Genomic DNA, 19,091 nt, shown 5'->3' with positions numbered 1-19,091 from the left:
TACGGCGAAGCGGAGCCCCGCAGTCGCGAACAGAGGCAGGCTCACATGAACGTGGTGCAGAGCGTGGACAGCGTCGCGCTGCTGCCGGCCTACCTGGCCGCCGGCACCGCAGTGCTCGTGCTCCTCACCGACCTGCTGCTGGCCCGGCCACGGGCCACCATCGTGGTGGCCGCGCTGGGCGCGCTCGCCACCGCCGTCGGCGCCGCCCTGGTCGGCGCCGCTGGGGAGCGGCGGACGTTCTGTGTGGGCGCGGACTGCTCCTGGATCTTCGGCGGCCGGGCCGCACTCGTCGGCACGGTGGTGGCCCTGCTCACCCTGGGCGTGCTCGGGCTCTCCGCACCCGCGCTGCGGGCGGGGCGGTCGCCGGTGGGGGAATACTGCTTCCTGCTGGCCTGCTCGATGACCGGCGGCGTGGTGCTCGGCGCGGCCGGCGACCTGATCACCCTGATCGTCGCCCTGGAGACGCTGACCCTGCCGCTGTACGTGCTGGTGGGCCTGCGCCGGGGGAGCCTCGCCAGCGCCGAGGCGGCGGTGACGTTCTTCGTGGTCAGCGTGGTGGCGACCACGCTGACCCTGCTCGGCGCGGCGCTGCTGTACGCGGTGACCGGTGGGCTGCACCTGGACCGGCTCAGCGCGTTGCTCGCCGAACGGCCGGAGTTGCGCGACCTGCCGCTGACCACCGCCGCGGTGGCGGTGCTGCTGGTCGGGCTGGCCTTCAAGGTGGCGGCGGTGCCGTTCCACGCGTGGGCGCCGGCCACCTACGACGGCGCGCCGCTGCCGGTGGCCGCGTACCTGTCGACGGCGTCGAAGCTGGGCGGCCTGGTCGCACTGCTCGCCGTCGTGCAGCGGGCACTCCCGCCGGATCAGACCGGCCCGGTGCTCGCCCTGCTCGCGGTGCTCACCATGACCGTCGGCAACCTGGTCGCGCTGCGCCAGCGGCGTACCGTCCGGCTGCTGGCCTGGTCGTCCGTCGCGCAGGCCGGCTACATCCTCGCCCCGCTGGGGGCGTTGGCGCTGGCCGCCGGCCGCACCGACGAGGCACGCTCCGCCGCGTACGCCGCCGCGATGGCGTACGCCGTCTTCTTCGTGGTGTTGGAGTTGGCCGCGTTCGCCGCTGTGACCGCGCTGCGCCCGGCCGGTGCGGACGGCGGCACGCTGGACGACCTCCGTGGGGCGGCCCGCCGGCACCCCTGGCGGGCCGCGGCGCTCGGTCTCGCGCTGGTGGGCCTGGCCGGCCTGCCGCCAGGGCTCGCCGGCCTGTTCGCGAAGGTGACAGTGGTCCGGGCGCTGCTCGACGGTGGGGCGGCCTGGCTGGCGCTCGTGGTGGCGCTGAACGCGGTGATCGGGCTCGCCTACTACCTGCGGGTGACCGCCGCGCTCTGGGCACCGGCGACGACGACGCCCGGCCCGGCCGCGGCGCAAGCCGGTGGCGGTGCGGCTGCCGTACCCGTGGTGGCCGTGGTGCTGGCGGTGGCGACGGTGGCCGCCGTGGTGCTCGGCGTCGCCCCTCAGCTGGTGCTCGATCTGGCCCGCCACTGACCTGACCTGCGCCTCGTCTCGTCTCGTCTCAGTGAACTCTCAGCGTTGAGACGGATGGTTGGTGGGTACCGGGTTGTTACACCGGTCAGCGGATCCCGGCGATCCGTGCACCGAAGGAGACATCGTGCACCACAACCGTCTGAAGACCGCAGCGCTGCTTGGCCTGCTCAGCGCCCTGATCCTCGCGGTGGGCTACTGGTTCGGCGGCAGTGGCGGTCTGGTCATCGCTGTCGTCGTCTCACTGGTCATGAACGGCGTCACCTACTTCTACTCCGACAAGCTCGCACTGCGCTCGATGAGGGCGCAACCAGTCACCGAGGCACAGTTCCCCGAGCTGTACCGGATGGTGCGGGAGCTGGCTACCGACGCCCAGCAGCCGATGCCGCGCCTCTACGTGAGCCCGACCTCGCAGCCCAACGCGTTCGCCACGGGTCGTAACCCGCAGCACGCGGCGGTTTGCGTGACCCAGGGGATCACCGAGATCCTCGACTACCGCGAGCTGCGCGGTGTGATCGGGCACGAGCTGTCCCACGTCTACAACCGGGACATCCTGATCTCCAGCGTGGCGGCGGGTCTGGCCAGCATCATCACCCTGCTGGCGAACCTCGCCTTCTTCATCCCGCTGGGCGGCGGGGACGACGAGGACCGGCCGAACCCGGCCGTGCTGCTGCTCACCCTGATCCTCGGCCCAATCGCGGCCACGGTGATCCAGTTGGCGATCAGCCGGAGCCGTGAGTTCCAGGCGGACGCCTCGGGTGCCGAGTTGAGCCGCGACCCGCTGGCCCTGGCCAGCGCGCTCCGCAAGATCGACGCGGTGGCCCGCCGTCGGCCGTTGCCGGCCCAGGGCCAGCTCACCAGCACCGCCCACCTCATGATCGCCAACCCGTTCCGGGGCGGCGGCATGGCGGCGCTCTTCTCCACCCACCCCAAGATGGAGGACCGGGTCGCCCGGCTGGAGCAGATGGCCGCCAACGCGGGGCCAGTGCAGTTCCAGCGCTGACCCACTGATTTACGCCTCCGCCCGTACCCGGTCACGCCGGGTACGGGCGGAGCGCTGTGTCGAGGCTGATATCAGGTGTCGTCCCGTCAGGCGGCGGCGTTAGGGTCGTAACGGCTCACGCTCATTACATTTTCGGAGGTTTCGGTGGCCGCGCTGCGTCAGTACCTGGGTGTGTGGCGGATCCCCGGCGCACCGATGCTGCTGATCACCGGCATCATCGGGCGACTCGGGATCGGCATGACCCCACTGGCGCTGCTCCTGGTGGTCGAGCAGGTGACCGGGCGGTACGCGCTGGCCGCCATCGCGGGCGGGATCTACGCCGTCGCCGGTGCCGCGCTCAGCCCCGTGGCCGGCCGGGTCGCCGACCGGGTCGGGCCCACCCCCGTCCTGCTGGTCACCGCCGTGGCCCACCCGGTGGCGCTCATCGCGCTGCTGCTGGCCAGCCGCTCGGGTGACGACGCCCTACCCACCATCTACCTCGCCAGTGCCGTGGCCGGCGCCACGTACCCGCCGCTCACCGCCGCCATCCGTAACGCCTGGAACGACCTGACCAGCCCCAGCTCCGGCCGGTACGCCCTGCGCAACACCGCGCTGGCCGCCGAGACGTCGCTGTTCGAGATCGTCTTCGTGCTCGGCCCGCTGCTCGTCGCCGGCTTCGTGCTGTTCGCCGACGCGGCAGCCGCGCTGATCGGCGCGGCAGTGGTCACCCTGGTCGGCACGACCGCCGTGGCCCTCGGCGAGGTGATGCGCGGCTGGCGCCCGCACGCGAAGGAGCACCACGCCAGAGGGCTCGGGCCGCTGCGGGTCGGTGGATTCCCGGCCCTGCTGGTCTGCGTGGCCAGCCTCGGCATCGCGTTCGGCGCCGCCGGGGTGATCGTCCCGGCGTACGCGAGCGGCCACACCACCGACGACCCGGAGAGCCTGGCCGGCATTCTGCTCGCCGTCTGGGGGGTCGGCAGCGCCATCGGCGGGTTCTGGTTCGGCGTCCGCAAGCCGGCACCCAACATGACCCGCCAGTTCGCCCTGCTGCTCTCCGCCGTGGCCGGCACCTTCGTGGTGTTCGCGGTGATGCCCACCCCGCTGGCGCTGGGCGTCGCGTTGGTCGTCGGCGGGGCCGCCATCGCGCCCGCGCTGACCCTGGAGAACACCCTGGTCGGCCGGATCGCCCCGGCCGGAATGCTGAACGAGGCGTACACCTGGGTGGTCACCGTGGCGGTCGCGTCGAGCGCGGCCGGCGGCTCCGTGGCCGGCCTGATCGTGGACCACACCGGCGGCGTCAGCTGGGCGTTCCTCTTCGCCGGAGCGGCCGTCGCAGTCGGGGCCGCGGTCGCCGCGCTGCCCGCCGGACCCATCGCCCGTGCGGAAAACACGGCGGTACGCGCCGAACAGCCCGTGACGGTCTGACCCCGCCGTCTTCCGCGGGCGTGCGTTCCGTGCGGGCTTGATTCACTCGGGTTCCTTGAAGTCGGGGTGTTCCTGCGCGGCGGATACCCCGACTTCAAGGAGTCCGAGTTCCGCCGCCTACCCTGGGCGCATGGCCAAGGTTCTATATTCGGCGACGGCGTCACTCGACGGCTACATCGCCGGCCCCGGCGGCGACATGTCCTGGCTGACCGACCACCTCGGCGGCGAAAACCCGACGGCGGAGCGCCTGCTGCACAGCGTCGGCGCGATCCTGGCCGGCAACGGCACCTTCGGCGGCGACGACCCCAACCGCGGCACCGACAGCGAAGGCGCGTTCGGCGGCCAGTACCACGGGCCGGTGTTCGTCCTCACCCACCAACCACCGGCCGAGCCACCCGCCGACGTCACGTTCGTCGGTGACCTGCACACCGCCGTCGCCCAGGCCAAGGAGGCCGCCGGGGACCGGTACGTCAACATCCTCGGCGCGAATGTCGCCAAGCAATGCATCGAGGCTGGTCTGCTCGACGAGATCCTGATGTTCTTCGCCCCGGTGCTGCTCGGCGACGGGGTGCGCATGTTCGACCACCCGGGTGGCACCAAGGTGCGGTTGGTGCCACTGCCCGGCGAGACCGAGCACTGGTACAGCCTCGTCTACTGAACCCGACTGTCCATGCCTTGTCGTCGATGGACTCCCGCCTGACGAGCGGAGCGAGCCGCCGCCGGGCTGGGGCGGTCGACGCCGACCCGGTGGTTGACGACGGCCTTGGTTGGTCCATGCCGACCCGGAGGTTCATGCCTGCCTGGGTGTTTCGACGGCCGACCGCTGAACCCCGCCGCTCGGCAACTGAATCCGTTTCAGGTCGCGTATCCCGGGAACGACGCTGCCATGCCCGACCCCGACCCTGATCCCATGGAAGAGCGTGCGAAGAGCGCGGTGCGCAAGGTCCATCGGGCCGCTACCCGGCATCAGGACGACGACCTGCATCAGGCGGCGGTGGAAATCAGCCGCATGGCTGCTGAACTGGGGCACGATCCGGGCTCGATCGAGGATTGGCGGCGCTGCCCGGTGTGCGGGGCAGAGCCGGGGGCGCTCTGCATCCAGGTGCCGGGGCACGACATGGTCGACGGTGTGCATCCGGAGCGCATCAGGCAGTAGGACACGGCCCTCTCCCGCTGGTGAACGGATCGCGGCGCCGTCGGCTGCGTATCGGTTGCCTGGCCAGAGAGCTAGATATAGGGCAGCGACCAGTTGGCGTCAGTGCCGGAACGTGAAGATGGTTCCCGCAGGGTCCAAAAGCTGTGGAGACCCTTCGAACCGGTTAACGCCCACCGAGAATTGCACATCGTCTGGAGCGTGGAATGCCTGCTCCACGAAGCCGGCATCCCGGAGCCACTCCCGTACAGCTGGCGTCAGGTCCGGGTCTCGCCGGGTCCTGGTCCAGATCACGGTGGCACCCTCAGCACACAGCCGGGGCAGGGCAGCAACGGTTCGCTTCACGTCTGCGTCCGAGATGTTGCCGAAGACCCCGACCATGAGCACCAGGTCGGCCGGAACGATCCCCGCATACGCGGAGAGTTGGCCCGCGTCGGCCTGCCTGATCACGATGTTGGAGATCCCGGCCTGATTGGCGGCGGCCTGAGCGGCAGTCACATTGCCCGAGTCGAACTCAAGCAGGGTTCCGCGTACACGCTGAGCATCAGCCCTTGAGGCGAGGACGCCGATGAGGTCATGACCCTGCCCCGCGCACACGCTTATCGCAGTCAGCCGTTCGTCGAAGCGCTGATCAAGCCACGAGGCAATGTGCTGCTGGACCAGCCGCAGCCGACGAGACAGCGGGGAGTTTTCGTCGGCGTACGGCTCATGCCACGCCTGCCAGTGACTCTGGGCGGTCATCTGGGTCAGCTTTGCAGCATGATCGACCCGCCTACCAGGCCGGGGGTCGCCGCCTTACCTGTAGTTGTTGAACTGGAGGGCGACGCCGAAGTCCTCACCCTTGAGCAGCGAGATGACCGCCTGGAGGTCGTCCCTCTTCTTGCCGGTGACCCGTAGCTGGTCGCCCTGGATCTGCGCCTGCACGCCCTTGGGGCCCTCGTCGCGGATCTTCTTGCTGATCGCCTTGGCCTTGTCCGTCTCGATGCCCTGGATCACCTTGCAGTCGATCTTGAAAATCTTGCCGGACGGGCGCGGCTCGCCAGCGTCCAACGACTTCAGTGAAATGTTCCGCTTGACCAGCTTCTCCTTGAACACGTCCAGTGCGGCGAGGACCCGCTCCTCGGTCTCCGCCTGAAGACCGATCGCCTCCTCGCCGGACCAGGAGATCTCCGCACCGGTGCCGCGGAAGTCGAACCGCGTCGCGAGCTCCTTTTCCGCCTGCCGAAGGGCGTTGTCGACCTCCTGGCGGTCAACCTTGCTCACGATGTCGAACGACGGGTTCGCTGCCATGTTTCTGCTCCTGCTGTCCGGCGGTCTGGGCTTGCCGTCGGCCGCCGACCAGCGGCACGACCCCCTGACCGTACCCGGTTGCGGAGGTCCCGGGGGAAGCCGCTATCCTTGCTTCCGCCGCCGCGTTACGACGCGGTGGGGTGCCCTGGCGGGTTGCCCGAGCGGCCAATGGGAGCGGACTGTAAATCCGTCGCGAAAGCTTCAGAGGTTCGAATCCTCTACCCGCCACCAGGTGCAGAAACGGCCCCTGACCAGCAGAGATGCTGATCAGGGGCTGTTGTCGTTTGTCTGGCCGGGTCCGGCTGCGTCCAGCCGATGACGACTGGTTGTGGGCAGATGGTGGGCAGGTCGATCTTGCCTCTCAGGGGTTCTCTGAGGCTGCGAACACTCGTGCTCCGGGGAATTGCCGGCCTGGCGCGACCGCGCCTGGAGCGACCGGTTGAGGCTGCCGTGGGGCTTACCTGGCTGCGCAGGTAGGCCGGGGGCAAGCCAGTCCGGGGGTTGGACTGGCGCGGCAGTCGGAAGCCTTGGCCCTCGATCAGGTCGACTTGCCGGCTTCCGTATCGACTGGCCGTGGTCGTGCTGCTGGATCAGCGATTTCGGGGCGGCGGTCCGGCGGCAGTCGGTGGCTCTCCGCCCCGGCGCCGCAGGCGGCCGGGGCGGCTTGCCGCCGGCCGGCTTACCGCCCGCGCCGCGCGGAGCGCGGCGCCTTGATCAGATAAAGAGTATTTCGGCAGATCTGACGGATCACATGAGGCAAGACATGAGGGAGGGCATCCGTGACAGCCGTGCACCAGTGACCGAACGGCATCTTGATCGCTTGCTCTACACAAGATAAGAATGACAAGTTCGGTCACCTTGGCGAGGGAGCATGCCTGTGGTAAGTCGGGGGAAGCAAGTCTTACGAGCAGTAAGCGACATTACGGGCGCCTCTGAGTCATTGAGCAACGCGAGGGATGACACCAGCGGGACTGGTGATTTCATCGACCTCGACCTGTTGAAGGCTCTCACTGGGGACCCGCTCGACATCAAGGTTGTCGCGGAGAGGTTGATGCGTAGTGCAGATCAGGATTGAGGCCGAGTCGCGCCGTGGCCTACGCATCATCGATGAGATTCCAGACATCCCGCTGTGCAGGATCGAGGGCTACAACGGGATTGGGAAGACCGCGGCCATCAAGCTATTGCGCTTATGTGCGGGCGATCAACCCTTCGCCGAACATGACCAGGACTGGCGGAGCTTCCGCGAGCAGCTAGTGAAAGCCCGAGTGACGGTAACAGGCTTGCAGCACGCTGGAACTATCGAGTGGTTGCTAGACCCGTCCGTATGGCCGATGGAGCCGCGGCCGTTGGAGGACAGGCTAGGGCGAATAGAAGTCGACGGTAAGCGTGCTAGCTATAGAGACATAAGTACGCTATTCAGCGTTCACCATATCATCGCCGCTGAAACGCCCTTGAGGGTTTTGGCCAACCGAGTCGAAACGTCCCGCAGGCACATCTTCGACTGGTTAGAAAATCCAGGTGAGGACAGGCAGCGAGATATCGACTTCGCAATAGACGAGGTCCAAAAACTTATACTTCAGAGCCTGCCCTCACAGTTGCAGTCCGAGTTGAAAGCGGCAGAGGAATCTGCGAAGGCAAGCGAAATCTTGACGATCGAGCTTAACGCACGGCGTCAGCGCATGGACATATTGGACCGAGCTGCAGGCGTGTTGGACCGCCTTGACCAAGTTCGGGGGCAAGGTCCCGAGATGCAAGACAAGCTTGATCGCCTCAAAAAGGAGCTCGACGAGCTAGAGGCGAAAACCGAGCAGCTTGACCAACAGATCACCCAGGCAAGCAGTCGTCAGCATCTAAATGAGCAGGCCGAGCGCGAGTTTGAGAACGCGAGAAAGTTCCTTATCCGACACGACAGCGCGCTTCGGCAGGCTACGAATGAGCTGGAAAGACTTACCACAGAGGCTGGAGTCGAGCCGAACAACGAGCAGATTCTACTTACCCAAAGAGAACTCAGCCGCAGATTGAACGAGCTTCTGGAGCGCCAACCTCAGGTGCATGCTGCGCCGATGCTCGTGTCAGTCCTTGATGACGTTGCGGACCGACTGTCTGATGCGGAACGGCACGACCTCGGCGAAACACTTCTGCTCGAAGAGGAAGAAGGCGCCTCGAGTTGGACCGTTGCCGCTCTACGTGATGCATGCCTCCGACAGGCTGCCAAGCTGCGGGAGCGCACACCGTCTGGAGATGCGCAACAGCTAGCTGCCGAGATTGATATGGTTCGCTCGCGAATCGATGCAGTCGTACAAGCCTCCGGGAAGCTCGCTGAGGTAGAGCAGGCCCAAGCTAACTTTTCGCGCGCAGAGAGGCGCCTGAAGGAAGCATCAGAATCGCTGCCGGCCCAAGCAGCAAAAACTATCGACGAGCTCATCAGGACGCGGAACGATCTCGATCAGAGAAGCCGCTCAGTCCAAGCTGCCCATGCCCGTTTAGAGCACGCCCGAGAGCTCCTGGGCGGCGGCATGACCGAAGATGCCTTGGTCGCAGAGCTTCATCGGCTATGCAGGGAAGCAGAGGTCGAGGTGGTCCGTGTCCGAGGTCGCCGTGAGCACGCGCGTTCAGAACTCGATCAGTTGACGAGACGGCATGTTCAAGCGGTTCAGACCACGGAGCGGACACATCGAGTCCTCCAAGATCGAAAGTCGCGAGTCGCACAAGTTGTGGAACTGCTAACGCAAAGCGACGACCACGCTTGGCTACGGACGGCCGTGCCCGAAGTTGCTGCATTGCCACGTGCATCAGTCATCCAGCAGGCGACTAATCTAGATGCTCTTTCCGGCCGCCTAGAGCGAGCGCGCGATAAACTTCAGCAGCAATTCACTGCAATTCAGGGTATTGGGGCAGCCCTCAGTCGCTTATACGGAGAGCTAGGCAAGTCGTCCGGCGTAGTAACCGCCCCCACTCCTTGGGATGAAGCGGCCCGTATGTGGTTGGCTGGCGAGGTGCGGAATTGGTTCACCGACCCGCTTCTTCGTCGATCTCTATTCGAAAATGCTGATGATCTCTGGTTGGATTGGCGCGACTTGAGAGTCCACTGGACGGCGGCGGGAGAGGAAATGAGCAGGCCGCTTTCCGGGTTCTCTAGCGGCCAACAAGCCTTTGCTTACACTCACGCTCAGCTTGCGCAGTTGGAGTCGGAGGAGCCTAGGGCAGCGAATCGACTCATTGCACTGGATGAGTTCGGTGCTTTCCTCGATGCTGCAAGAATGCGCGATCTTGCAACCTACCTGGATGACCGTCGACTGCGTCAGCCGAATGACCAGATAGTGGTGATCCTTCCGCTCGAGAGGATTCCTCCCACTGAGGGAGGGGACCACAAGCAGCGAGCACGAATCAAGGATCTCAGACAGCGGGGCTACCTCACCGAGGCGTTCTCACTATGACCTACGACAGATCCGCTACTGTTAGACAGGCATTCGGCGCTCCAGCAGTGCTTGCTGAGTCAGAGGCTAAGGCGCTTCTGGCGGGCCTTTCCCAGCTATGGCGCCTCACCTACGGGGAGGTTCCCTCGCGGATCGATGCCGACTTGGACGCGTGTAGGAGGTTTTTCGATCCACTGGCGAGAGGGCAGTCCCTACGGGAAAGGCTCTCGCACCTTCCTAAAACTCCACCGAGTCTACGTCGCAGCCTGAATGGGCTAGGCCCGCCTCTGATTATTGACGGCGGGGATGACGCTCTTCTCATCGGACTCGAAGGCCGGCTCCTGATCGAGATTCTTGAAGAGCAAATCGATCTGAATGACGACCTAATTATCGTGTCGCCCGGCAGGATCGCCGCTGCTGAACATAGAGCGCTTGAGTTTTATCGGTCTTGGGGGCTGGCAAAGCTAACCCAAGTGATCGATCTTCGGAGCGGCCGAGGGAAAGAGGTGATGCAAGCAATTGCAGTTGGCGTCGTGCTCGCCTTGCTGGTCAATCGCTCGGATTCGCCTGAAAGGGCCGTCATCCAGCCTGATCCGACGTCGCCGGAGCGTGACGTTATCGACTCTGCAGTCTTTGCCGCTGCCGAAAGGTTCGCCCAAGTGGTCACGGGTAGCGATGGTCGCTCCGCAGGCGAGCATCGCCTCAAGGGGGGATACGGTCTCAGTGAAGCGCGCCGTCGGCTGGCGCCCAAGTTGGTGGTAGCGAGAAAGAGTGGCCGCGTACTTCTCTACATTCCGACTGCGCACCGACAAGAAGTTGTCGATTTCGTCGGACGGGACCTCGCTCGGCGACCCTCTCTCACCGAGGAAAAACTCGCGCTTGCATTCGACCAGTTAGCCGTTGCCTTTAGAGCAAAGGCAGGCAACCTCGCACACCATTCGATGATCTTCGAACGCCCTGCTGATACCAGGGACCTCCGGACCGGCTTGCTGGCGTCATTCTCCAGTAATCGCCCGGGAAACGATCCGTCCCTGTGATCCTGAACCTACTATCGACGCAGCGTTAGTAGACGCTCAGACAGCTCAACTTGATGGCGCGTGGTGTTCTGTGCCCAACGTTGGCCCCGTCGCCGCAAGGGTTTGTCATCCTCGGCTGTAAACCCAACATGTTCCGCGATCTCAGCAATGATTGAAGGCGTGTCCACATATACCCCGTAAGGCGCGCTGTCCCCGATTAGCCAGACGACGGGTGCCCCAGGCCTCATGGCCGATGAAAGGTTGGTTAGGACCTTTCCTATGGCAGAAAAATAGTCAGGGACAACGCGGTCATACTCTTTCCCACGTTTTCGAGCAAGGCGTTCAGTCTTTAGATCATTGGTTACGTCGGTGATTCGCTTAGCAACATCTCCGTAGCTCTCCAGCATCTCGCTGGCCGCTGCGGCGGCACCGACGCTACTCTGCTGAGTAGTTGCGGTGATCATTTTCGACCGGATCGTTGCGCACAGTTCCGCCCAGCTGCCGACATCCCCCCAAAAATACATCTCAAGTCGTGTCGCGTCGGCGTAGTCAAAATTGTTCAGATAGGGGGGCGACGAGACGCAGCCGTGTGCGGATCCTGACGGCAGAAATTCCCACGACCTTTGGTCGGTTGAGTCTCCGTGTACGACCTGAAGCTTAAGCTCTTCAGAGTCGCTCGGTGCGTCCACATCAAGATCGTCTCGCATCCAGGAAATGCGCTGCTGAAAACGTGTGAGAACATTAGAAAAGCGCGCCTTGCGTGCTTTCGTAGGATTCTGGTAAGGCCATCCGACGCGCACGGCTGCAACATCGCGCAGTGTGCTTAGCAACGCCCACTTGGCGTGGAGGTACCAATCGCCGGCCTCTCCGCCCTTGATGAGATCGCGCAACATCACTAGTTGCGCGAGGACCTGCGGAGTGAAAGACCGCTGAATCAAATCCGTTTCTTTTTCGAAGTCGGGGTCAACGTCTTTAACGCCTTGCTCCGCACGCGCTGCCAAGTGTTTGGCGATCTTAACCAACTCGCCGGGGTCGCCCGGCTGCGGCTGAAGCTTCAATGCGGCCAACTCTGCGATGGCCGGATGGGCCTCAATGCCAAAGAACGAATATTTCATTTCACGCGCAGATGTGCCTGTAACGCCGGAACCAGCGAAGGGGTCAACGATCATGCTTCCGGTCGGAATGTCGAGACGTCGGAGCAGCAAGGACACGTAGTCGGAAGCAAAGCCGGCAGGGTACCTGAACCAGCGGTCGAAGGCTGCGCTACTGCTCGTACCATGGCTGCGCCCCCGGCCCGAGGCAGGCGTGAGCGGTGAGAGCAGCTCGCTAGGCTGCGCATACCGGTCAGATGGGGTTACTTCGGGCACGTGGGGGAGGGCATGCTCGGTGGACACGCGCTCATTCCACCACGGTGTTGGGTCGGAAGCCACGCTGGGGCCGAATCTTCTAGATCATTAGGCGAAGAGGTTGCGTAAGGCGACGCTCCGCGGATGCCAGCCGGGCTCCCTGTAGTAATCAACGGCCGCCGGCCTGCGAGCTAGCTCTGGGTGGACTGCGCCGACGACGCTGTCGTTCAAGTCTGCTAGCCACTCGAGAGTCCGGGTCCGCTGGGATGCTTGGTCCCACTTGACATCTGCCTCGAAGTACACCCCGGCCACGTCCTGTGCCGGTCCGAAGCTTCGCATCTCCACCAGCGCCCGCAAGACTGTAAGGACGAAGGTCAGCGGAGTGGCCGCATACTGAACGTCACGGTCTCCCCACGGACTACGGAGTAGATGCCCAGCCATCGATCGGGCTAGCGAGGCCGCGCGATCAGGTTCCCTGGTCGTCCAAGCCCTGGCCTTGCCGCTGGGTATTTGGGCGAGATAGTCCAGGAAGATGAGGGGCTCTTCCCGAAAGCTCTCAGCGAGAGATACCAGTTCTGTCAGACCCTCCTCGTCACCATCGAGCAGAATCCCAAGCAGTCGGGCTGCTCGCTCAGGCAGCGGGTCGTCACGGTGCTCGAAGACAAGTTGGAGAAGCTCTCGGAGACCATCCATCGTCGGGACCCGTAGATTCACGTCCTGCTCAGTGCAAGCGCGTACGAATGGTCGCCAGTGAAGCATCTCGCCGTCTGGCAGCAACTGAACCCCAGCTCTCGGGTCACGGCGTGTCAAGAACCAGGCGGCGACGCGCCCAAGGCTGTAAACGTCCACGGCGGGAGTCGCTCGGCTCGGATCATCATCTAGCTCCGGCGCATCGAACCCGGGCGTACCCATCCGTTGACCAGTCCGTGTAAGGGCCCGAGACGCAAGGTCGGGCGAGACCCTCACCATCCCCCAGTCCGCCACCACCCATCTGAGCCGACCTCCGGAAGCTCCTGGCAAACCAAGAATGTTGCTGGGTGAAACGTCCCGATGAATCAAATCCTGTTTGTGGGCTAGGTCGAGCGCATCGGCTAAGTCGAGAAGAATAGAAGCCAAATCCTCTTCGCCAAGGTCATCACGTGACTCGAAAAGATTGCCTTCGGCTAGCGGCATAGCATACCAAAGGAATGCGGGATCGTGGTCCAAGATGGGCATGATGTGCGGATGGGCCAATTGCTTCTGGGCGACAATCTCTCGCTTGATTCGATCCTGCGCCTCAGGGAAGTGTTTGGCGCGTTTGATGGCAACCTCGGAGCCATCTATTTTGTGGACCGCCCCAGTCACCTCCGCAAAACCGCCATTACCTCTTGGCTTTGGGTCGAGGCGGTAGAGCTTCTTCAGCTCCGCGTTCGACTCGGTCGGCTGCATGGCACCTAGCTTAGAGATCAGGCAGCCAGCGCAACTACCCTCAACAAAGGGTCAAATCCTGCAAATAGTGCATACCTGACTGGGGTAGGGGTCTTGGATCTCAGGCGCCCGTGTGAGGATGCGGTCTACAGGAAAGCCTGGGGCCGATTGAAGGGGTCCCATGGCGTTCCGCGCCCGACGGTAATTCCTCATTGGTCGCCCTCGGCTAGCCGATAAGTCCTGCTGACTGCCTCCACTCCGCTTTGTGATCGTGTAACGCTCTCGTGCAAAACCAACGTCGATCCGACCTCGATGCTGAAAAGTGTCGCGAGCTCTATATCCGCAACGACCTCACGCTGCCTTACCTCCCGAATGAGGTTCTCAGTCGGAGCCGGTTCGTAAGGATGAGGGTTCGCATAAGTGCCCCTGCCGTGCTCCGTGGTAGTCAGGCCGTTCTCTCGTAGGGCGGATAGAGCCTGGCGGATCGTCCCGCGACTGGCCTGAAATTCGGCGGTGAGCGCGCTCTCGGTCGGCAAGAGGGCTCCGGGCGGAATGACGCCGCTCTCGATGCGTTCACTCAACTCTTGGGCGATGGCGCGGTAGCGGGGCTGGCCGTAGTGCGGGGTGGGCACCTGCTCACCGTACCTGGCACTTGTCTTACCAAGTGCCAACCAAGTGACCCGTTTCGACGTCTAGACAACTCGTCCACTTGTAGATACGTTTCATGGTGTGCGGCTGGAGTGACGGCCCGTGTCAGCGGTGGTTTCGCGCCCGCCCTGGTCGCACCTGATGCGCGGCGTCCTGTCGGACCGGTTGCGGTAGCCGCGCGTACAAGTTGGCTCGGCGATACCCGACCCGTCCGGCGTCGGACGGTGCGCCGTGTCTTCATCCGGGCCGGTGGCCGGCCGCATTCCCCCGTGGCTGGCCACCGGTCCCCGCCTACCTGTGGAGGTGCGATGTCCGGCTCTCATCGTCGACACCGTTGGTTCTCGTCCTGGTGGCCTCGGAGGCGCCCATCTGCCCGGCGTATCACCAGCAACGTTCAGTCGAGTCCACGCGCGCGATCTACTACCTCCTCGCCGCGGTGGTCGACGGGTGTCACCCGTGAATTGCCTGCGCTCCGGTACGCACCCTTGATGACGCGAGCCCAGCTCTTCCGAGGCAATGGCGGGCGGTGGCCGCGATGAGTCGTACGAACAAGCCGGCTGCCGTGACGAGCCACCCGGACTGGTGCGCCCCGGATCGCTGCGGCTACTTGGTGCCGCCGGTGATGACGCACATGGCCCGTCGTCATCGCGGCCCCATGCGGCGGGTCGGCGAGAGCCGGGCGGGCGGGCTCGTCGTCACGTACCTCATCAGCAGTGAGACTCTGGGCGTTCCCATGGTCGGTGTTCACGTGACGTGCCGGGCCGGGAACGCCTGGGCGGAGTTGTCCGTGCCGCAGGCAGCCCAACTGGTCGAGCAACTTCGCGGATCGCTGGCACAGGCCACCGGACAGCAGGGGGCCGGCGATGAGTGAGGGCGCTGCCATTCCGAAGGGGTCGGTCGCCGTCGTCGATCGCGCCGTTCGTGTGCCCGGTCTGGTGTCGAGGCTGCGGGCCCAACGACCCGATGCACCGCGGGCTTCTCTCCACCATCGGACGGGAGCGGACCGGCTGGGTCACCGTCCAACTGATCGTCGACCGGTTCGCCCGCCGGGACCTGGCCGTGAAGCTCGACGCGACCCGTTACGGCGCGACGCAGACCGTGCTCCTGTCGTCCGCGCAGGTGGACCGGCTCATTGACGAGCTGGTGTACGCCCAGATGGAGATGCTGACACCGGCAGATGGCGGCGAGCGGGCCGGAGAGACGCAGTGAAAGCCGACACCCGTCGGGGTACTCCTGGCCTGCGCCCTGCGCGGCCACCGCGCGCAGCGGTAGCCGTACCGCCGGTTCCTGAACGGCCCGCCGGCGGCACCACCTGGCAGACGTTGGAACGTCTAGGGGGTACGGTGACCGGTGTGCAAGGCCGGGACTGGCGCCCTCGCTACCTGCAACTCGCCGAAGAGTTGCGGGCAAAGATCGTGAGCGGTGAACTGGCCCCCGGCACCCTGATGCCCAGCGAGACCGAGCTGGCCGACACCTCGGGCCTGTCGCGCACGAGCGTCCGCAACGCCATCCGGCAGCTCCGCGAATGGGGCCTGGTCCGGGCGGAGCAGGGGCGCGGCACCTACGTGCGGGCACCTCGTCAGCGGGTACGCCGTCGCAACACCGAGCGGTACCAGTGGGAGAAGGATCGCGTCCTGCTCGATGAGGACGAGCGGCTGAAGACTGGCGCCACCGAGCACGACACCGGCCTGACTGTCGACGACCTGAAGTTCCACGCCGAGTATTCGCGGGTGGAGGCTGATGCGGAGATGTCGGCGGCCTTGCAGGTCGAGCCGGGTACTTCGCTGCTGCGCCGGGTCTACTGGACGTCGTCGCGGCACGAGAACGCGCCGCTGACCGTGTCGTACTCCTACCTGCCTTACGACCTGGTGGCCGCGAACCCGGACCTGCTCGACGCGGGCAAGGAGCCGTGGCCGGGCGGCACGCAGCACCAGCTCTACACGCTTGGCATCGAGCTGGACCGTATCGACGACGAGATCCGCGCCCGTCCGCCGTCGCCCGATGAGGCCGAGTTGCTCGACATCGACCCGGGCGTCTCCGTGCTCACCGTGCGGAAGACCTCGACCGACACCACGGGCCGGGTCGTCGAGGTCGCCGACGTGGTGATGCCGGGCGACCGCGCCGAGCTTGTCTACTCCCACAAACTCCAGCGGTGGAAAACTTGACGCAGCTCGTCTCGGTCATCACCCCGGTCCACGCGCCCAGCATCGAGCACCTGCCTGGCGCCTACGAGTCGTTGGCCAAGCAGGAGATGCCTGACGGCTGGGACTGGGAATGGCTCGTCCAGGAGGACGGGCAGACCGGCGCCCTGGTCGACGCGCTGGCTGACGATCCCCGGATCAGTCTCGGCTCCGGCCGTCCCGGTGGGCCTGGTGTTGCCCGTACGCTCGCTCTTTCCCGCGTCTCCGGGCAACTGATCAAGGTGCTAGACGCCGACGACCAGTTGACCCCCGGCGCACTCGCCCGGGACATCGCCGCATTCGGCGCGCACCCGCAGATCGGCTGGACCACCTCGCGGGTACTCGACCTGCTGCCCGACGGTTCGACCGCCGGATGGGACAAGGACCCGGCCGGCGGGGTCATCGACCGCGGTTCGGTCCTGTCGTTCTGGAAGGCCAACGACTACCGGGCATCGGTGCACCCGGCGACCCTGTGCCTGCGGCGGGACCTCGTCTTCGCCCTTGGCGGCTGGATGGCCCTGCCCGCCTCCGAGGACACCGGCCTCCTGCTCGCCGCCAACGCGGTCAGCGCGGGCTACTTCACCCGCGAATACGGCCTGCTCTACCGCAAGTGGCCCGGGCAGGTGACCAGCCAGGCCGCGCACCGAGAGCCGGCCGAGTACCGGGCTCGGATGAGGATCATCGAGGCCCGAGCCAACGCCCTGGCCTCGATGATCCCGAACGGCTTCGACGGCAGCGCTACGGCGTAGCTTCGTGCCCCGGCATGCCGTGGGTACGCCGCCGCTCCTTCATCTCTGCCTCGAAGATGTGCCGCCGTCCGCCGGCCAGCTTCTCCCGCGCGTCCCGCTCGATCTCCTGGAACGCGGCGTAGTAGCCGTCGTCGAACTCCTCGACGATCTGGAAGGTCCAGCGGCCGGGTAGCACGTTGCGTCCCAGTAGCTCCTGTTCTACCCGCTGGGCGACCTCGTCATGACCTGCATGCCGTAGCAGCTCAACCACGCGATCAAGAGTTAGGTCTGCGCCACCTACGAGCTGATGGACGGAGTACAGGTGCCCGCGTACGCGGTGGATGGTCTCTAAAGCTTTACTCAGCTCACCCAGGGCCTCGACAGTCTTGTCTTGTGCGCCCATCGGCCGCGAGTGCGCATCATCGATGGCCCTGCCGTCACGCTTGTTGGTCATCGCTCACCTGTACCCGTGCATCGTTGCGGTCACCCTCGGGACGCCCGAAGCACCGAAAGAAGCTGCCTACTGTGGAGATGAATGCGAATAATTCTTATGCTGGATCAGCGGTTAGGGCATCTAGCAAGCGGCAGAGCAACACTGGGACTTCCGACTTGCAAACGTCCGCAGGTGCGGGGATATCATACGTCCGAGTCGCGCACTCGACCACCGCGCGGTGCGAATAGATATGGCGGCCTCTCGCGATTGTGAGGCCGGTTCATTTATGTTCGCGCAGGAGGTGAGCGTGTGGCTAAGCCACCAAAATCGGTAGTTCCTCACGTACGACGGCGAGGTAGTACCGAGAAAAAGTCCTGGTTGGTGAGCCTCGGACGAGACCGTGTTGCCTGGTACTTCAGGCTGGTCGCGCCCATCGTGGTAGCACTGGTCATGGACTGGTTCCGGAACGGTGGCGGAGGCCGGCCCAGCTAGCCCGACTAGCGGACCGGCTCTCCCAGCGGGCCGCACCCCTCTGCTTCCAGGCACGGGAGGGTGCGGTCCGCTACCCGTGTTGGCTAGATGCCTAGATCCGACCACCACGCGTCTATTCGAAGAATCTCTTGCGTTGAACGTTCAACGCTTAGCGTCTTCCTTAGCAAGTTCTATTGAGTTCCGACGACACCATACTCGGTAGCGGTAAGAACTACCAAGCTCCGGCAGCACAAACTGTGGTTTCTCTCGGGTGATTGTGATGCCCGGACCCAACTGCTGGATGGGCGAACGGTTGTGTGCCTGCCGATCCTGCCTGTAGTTGCCTGCGGAGTTGGCCGTCCACCGGATCGAGCCGCGCGGGAGCCTGCCGCTGATCATCGTTGCCGTTCCGGTCTCTGCGGCGACAACTTGTTGACTTGTCTGCCAAGTGCCGTCTACCTTGGATCTCAACTTGGCAGACAAGTTAACAAGTCGGAGGTTGAGCGATGGCTCTGCGTGGCGGCACGAGGTTCGCGGTGCGGTGTGAGGACGTGTTCCCGGCGGGGTGCGCGTTGGTGCCCGAGTCTCTGGGCGAGGTCGAGGACTACGACGAGAAGACCGGTCGGCGTAGCCCGGCGAAGGACAAGCTGACCGGCCAGCGGGTGTGGCAGGTCCGGGTGATGGACCTGGATCCGGAGCTGGGGAAGCGGTCGCGGGAGACGACGGTGAAGATCTCGGCGGACTACCAGCCGGTCCCGCCGACGGGCGGCCTGTTCGAGGCGGTGGAGTTCGACGGCATGACCGTCACGCCGTACGTGGGCAACAACGGCCGGATGGCGTATTCGCTGCGGGCGACCGGGATGCGTGCCCCGGCGGGCGTAGCGACGAAGGCGGCGCAGTAGCCGCATCTGGTGGGGGCGGGGCTGTCAGGTCTTGGCGGACGGCAGCCCCGCCCTCTGTCTCTTTCCCCTGCTCTGTCGAGAGAGGTAGTGACATGTCCAAGCGTATGCCTGCCGTCCTGCGGCGGCTCGTCGTGGCGGGTGCGCGATGATGCGCCGGC

At 65.0% G+C, this 19,091-nt stretch carries 18 protein-coding genes and 1 tRNA gene; 13 read left to right on the top strand and 6 right to left on the bottom strand.

Annotation, left to right across the window (positions count from 1 at the left end; all coding sequences use genetic code 11):
- The first annotated feature begins 45 nt into the window (after window positions 1-45).
- The 5 genes from KBX46_RS03805 to KBX46_RS03785 all read left to right on the top strand — a co-directional run bounded on the left by KBX46_RS03805 (window position 46) and on the right by KBX46_RS03785 (window position 5,099).
- A complete protein-coding gene (locus KBX46_RS03805) occupies window positions 46-1,539 on the top strand; it encodes an NADH-quinone oxidoreductase subunit N (RefSeq protein WP_210790907.1) in 1,494 nt (497 codons plus the stop codon).
- A gap of 124 nt (window positions 1,540-1,663) precedes the next feature.
- The gene (gene htpX, locus KBX46_RS03800; protein ID WP_088950258.1) at window positions 1,664-2,539 is read left to right on the top strand and encodes a zinc metalloprotease HtpX; all 876 of its coding nucleotides are present in this window, start codon (window positions 1,664-1,666) and stop codon (window positions 2,537-2,539) included.
- Window positions 2,540-2,683: 144 nt separating this feature from the next.
- Window positions 2,684-3,943, top strand: a complete 1,260-nt coding sequence (locus KBX46_RS03795) for an MFS transporter (protein WP_099848700.1) — start codon at window positions 2,684-2,686, stop codon at window positions 3,941-3,943.
- Between the two features lie 130 nt (window positions 3,944-4,073).
- Window positions 4,074-4,601 carry a dihydrofolate reductase family protein gene (locus tag KBX46_RS03790; RefSeq protein ID WP_210790906.1) on the top strand — a complete coding sequence of 176 codons (528 nt, stop codon included), beginning with the start codon at window positions 4,074-4,076 and terminating at the stop codon, window positions 4,599-4,601.
- A gap of 228 nt (window positions 4,602-4,829) precedes the next feature.
- Window positions 4,830-5,099 (top strand): hypothetical protein, encoded by a 270-nt coding sequence (locus KBX46_RS03785; RefSeq protein WP_210790904.1) that lies wholly within the window; start codon window positions 4,830-4,832, stop codon window positions 5,097-5,099.
- A 99-nt stretch (window positions 5,100-5,198) separates the two neighbouring features.
- Here the strand turns inward: KBX46_RS03785 and KBX46_RS03780 are convergent, their stop codons facing one another.
- Together KBX46_RS03780 and KBX46_RS03775 are read right to left on the bottom strand one after the other, a co-directional pair.
- Window positions 5,199-5,837, bottom strand: coding sequence for a class I SAM-dependent methyltransferase family protein (locus tag KBX46_RS03780; RefSeq protein WP_210790902.1), 639 nt, complete (start codon window positions 5,835-5,837; stop codon window positions 5,199-5,201).
- Window positions 5,838-5,891: 54 nt separating this feature from the next.
- Window positions 5,892-6,386: a YajQ family cyclic di-GMP-binding protein gene (locus KBX46_RS03775; protein ID WP_088950253.1), complete on the bottom strand. Its 495-nt coding sequence runs from the start codon at window positions 6,384-6,386 to the stop codon at window positions 5,892-5,894.
- 147 nt (window positions 6,387-6,533) lie between these two features.
- Between KBX46_RS03775 and KBX46_RS03770 the strand changes: the two genes are divergently transcribed.
- From KBX46_RS03770 to KBX46_RS03760, 3 genes are all read left to right on the top strand, one after another.
- A tRNA-Tyr gene (locus KBX46_RS03770) sits at window positions 6,534-6,617 on the top strand.
- An 827-nt stretch (window positions 6,618-7,444) separates the two neighbouring features.
- On the top strand, window positions 7,445-9,823 hold the full coding sequence (locus KBX46_RS03765) for a hypothetical protein (RefSeq protein ID WP_210790900.1): 2,379 nt from the start codon (window positions 7,445-7,447) through the stop codon (window positions 9,821-9,823).
- Window positions 9,820-10,839: a hypothetical protein gene (locus KBX46_RS03760; RefSeq protein ID WP_210790898.1), complete on the top strand. Its 1,020-nt coding sequence runs from the start codon at window positions 9,820-9,822 to the stop codon at window positions 10,837-10,839. Before KBX46_RS03765 ends, KBX46_RS03760 begins: the two co-directional genes overlap by 4 nt.
- Before the next feature lie 11 nt (window positions 10,840-10,850).
- Here the strand turns inward: KBX46_RS03760 and KBX46_RS03755 are convergent, their stop codons facing one another.
- From KBX46_RS03755 to KBX46_RS03745, 3 genes are all read right to left on the bottom strand, one after another.
- Window positions 10,851-12,212, bottom strand: a complete 1,362-nt coding sequence (locus KBX46_RS03755) for a DNA methyltransferase (RefSeq protein WP_210790896.1) — start codon at window positions 12,210-12,212, stop codon at window positions 10,851-10,853.
- A 60-nt stretch (window positions 12,213-12,272) separates the two neighbouring features.
- Window positions 12,273-13,592 carry a serine/threonine-protein kinase gene (locus tag KBX46_RS03750; RefSeq protein ID WP_210790894.1) on the bottom strand — a complete coding sequence of 440 codons (1,320 nt, stop codon included), beginning with the start codon at window positions 13,590-13,592 and terminating at the stop codon, window positions 12,273-12,275.
- A 188-nt stretch (window positions 13,593-13,780) separates the two neighbouring features.
- Window positions 13,781-14,203, bottom strand: coding sequence for a GntR family transcriptional regulator (locus tag KBX46_RS03745; RefSeq protein WP_210790885.1), 423 nt, complete (start codon window positions 14,201-14,203; stop codon window positions 13,781-13,783).
- A 578-nt stretch (window positions 14,204-14,781) separates the two neighbouring features.
- On the opposite strand from KBX46_RS03745, the gene KBX46_RS03740 reads away from it, so the two are divergent.
- The 4 genes from KBX46_RS03740 (at window position 14,782) to KBX46_RS03725 (ending at window position 17,148) form a co-directional block, all read left to right on the top strand.
- Complete coding sequence (locus tag KBX46_RS03740) at window positions 14,782-15,090, top strand: hypothetical protein (RefSeq protein ID WP_247666963.1); 309 nt, start codon at window positions 14,782-14,784, stop codon at window positions 15,088-15,090.
- Between the two features lie 92 nt (window positions 15,091-15,182).
- Window positions 15,183-15,428, top strand: a complete 246-nt coding sequence (locus tag KBX46_RS03735; RefSeq protein ID WP_210790884.1) for a precorrin-4 C11-methyltransferase — start codon at window positions 15,183-15,185, stop codon at window positions 15,426-15,428.
- Window positions 15,429-15,562: 134 nt separating this feature from the next.
- The gene (locus KBX46_RS03730) at window positions 15,563-16,384 is read left to right on the top strand and encodes a GntR family transcriptional regulator (protein WP_210790882.1); all 822 of its coding nucleotides are present in this window, start codon (window positions 15,563-15,565) and stop codon (window positions 16,382-16,384) included.
- Window positions 16,372-17,148: a glycosyltransferase gene (locus KBX46_RS03725; RefSeq protein WP_308159358.1), complete on the top strand. Its 777-nt coding sequence runs from the start codon at window positions 16,372-16,374 to the stop codon at window positions 17,146-17,148. The genes KBX46_RS03730 and KBX46_RS03725 overlap by 13 nt, the downstream gene beginning before the upstream one ends.
- Here KBX46_RS03725 and KBX46_RS03720 read toward each other — a convergent pair.
- A complete protein-coding gene (locus KBX46_RS03720) occupies window positions 17,138-17,581 on the bottom strand; it encodes a hypothetical protein (protein ID WP_210790880.1) in 444 nt (147 codons plus the stop codon). The two genes, KBX46_RS03725 and KBX46_RS03720, sit on opposite strands and share 11 nt — an antisense overlap.
- A gap of 956 nt (window positions 17,582-18,537) precedes the next feature.
- Here KBX46_RS03720 and KBX46_RS03715 point away from each other — a divergent pair.
- Entirely contained in the window at window positions 18,538-18,933 is a 396-nt protein-coding gene (locus tag KBX46_RS03715) for a transcriptional regulator (RefSeq protein WP_091402451.1), read from the top strand.
- Window positions 18,934-19,091: the final 158 nt, after the last annotated feature.

The sequence above is a fragment of the Micromonospora sp. C81 genome (assembly GCF_018070425.1).
In the GTDB taxonomy this organism is placed as follows: domain Bacteria; phylum Actinomycetota; class Actinomycetes; order Mycobacteriales; family Micromonosporaceae; genus Micromonospora; species Micromonospora zamorensis.
Note: the sequence above shows the minus strand (reverse complement) of the source record. Positions and strands in the feature narration are given on the sequence as shown.